Raw genomic sequence first — 1,259 nt, forward strand, 5'->3', positions numbered from 1 at the left:
TGTTCTGGGACGGTACTGGATTGGTGATGGCCTACAAGCGGCTGGAGGAGGCGACGTTCACCTGGCCTCCCGTGACCGACGGGATCATGTCACTGAACCGGGCGCAGTTCGAGGCGCTGTTTGCCGGGCTCGACTGGCGCCGGGTGAAGGCGCTCGAGGCCCGGCGGCCCGCCGCGGCGGAATGACTCGCGGACACGTTTCCCCGCCTGCGGTGGCGCGCTCCGGGCTATGCTGCATGCATGACCCCCGCCGCCGATCTCGACCTGTCCGTCCTGCCCCCGGAATACCGGGCGGCCTTCGAGGCATTGCAGGCGCAGGCAGCCCGGGTGGCCGAGCTGGAGGAAATCACCCGCCGCCAGGAGCACCTGATTGCCGAGCTGAACCAGGCGCTCTACGGGAAGAAGTCCGAGAAGCTCTCCGACGACGAGCGGCAGCTGGCTTTCGAGGATCTGGAAACGGCCGTGGCCGAGGTCGAGGCGCAGAAGGCGGCGGAGCCATCCACTCCCGGGGATGCTCCTCGCAAGAGCCCCTCCGCGAAGCGCAACCGCGGCAATCTTCCGGCCGATCTGCCCCGGATCGAGGAGACCATCGAACCCGCCAGCCTCGACTGCCCCTGCGGATGCGGGCAGCTCCACAAGATCGGCGAGGACCGGACGGAGCGGCTCGACATCGTTCCGGCGCAGGTCCGCGTCATCGTCACGATCCGCCCCCGCTATGCCTGCCGGATCTGCACCGACGGCGTGACCCAGGCCCCGGCGCCCGCGCATCTGATCGAGGGCGGGCTGCCGACCGAGGCGATGATCGCCCATGTGCTGGTCGGCAAATACGCGGACCACCTGCCATTATATCGGCAGAGCCAGATCTTCGCCCGCTGGGGCCTGTCCATCGACCGCAGCACTCTGGCCGGATGGGTCGGGACCGCGGCTTTCCACCTCGGTCCTGTGGTGGACTGTCTCTCCGAGCACCTGAAGGCCTCGACCAAGCTCTTCATGGACGAAACAACGGCGCCGGTGCTGGATCCGGGGCGCGGGAAAACGAAAACGGGATATCTCTGGGCTCTTGCCCGCGATGACAGGGGATGGGGCGGCGACGACCCGCCCGGCGTCGTCTATTTCTACGCCCCCGGCCGCGGCGGCGAGCATGCAGAGACGTTTCTGGCAGGCTTCGACGGCATCCTGCAGCTCGACGGATATCCAGGCTACAACCGTCTGGCGCGCCCGTCCCGAAAGGGCGGCGCCCCGGTCACCGTCGCGCATTGC

2 protein-coding genes are annotated in these 1,259 nt (G+C 68.2%); both read left to right on the plus strand.

The features are described from left to right. Positions 1-185: IS66 family insertion sequence element accessory protein TnpB (gene tnpB / locus HCC78_RS32590; RefSeq protein WP_172332825.1), on the plus strand; the 185-nt coding region annotated here is incomplete at its 5' end. A gap of 54 nt (positions 186-239) precedes the next feature. After that, a partial coding sequence (locus HCC78_RS32595; RefSeq protein WP_172332826.1) for an IS66 family transposase occupies positions 240-1,259 on the plus strand: 1,020 nt, incomplete at its 3' end.

It is taken from the genome of Mangrovicoccus sp. HB161399 (genome assembly GCF_013184745.1).
GTDB lineage: Bacteria > Pseudomonadota > Alphaproteobacteria > Rhodobacterales > Rhodobacteraceae > Mangrovicoccus.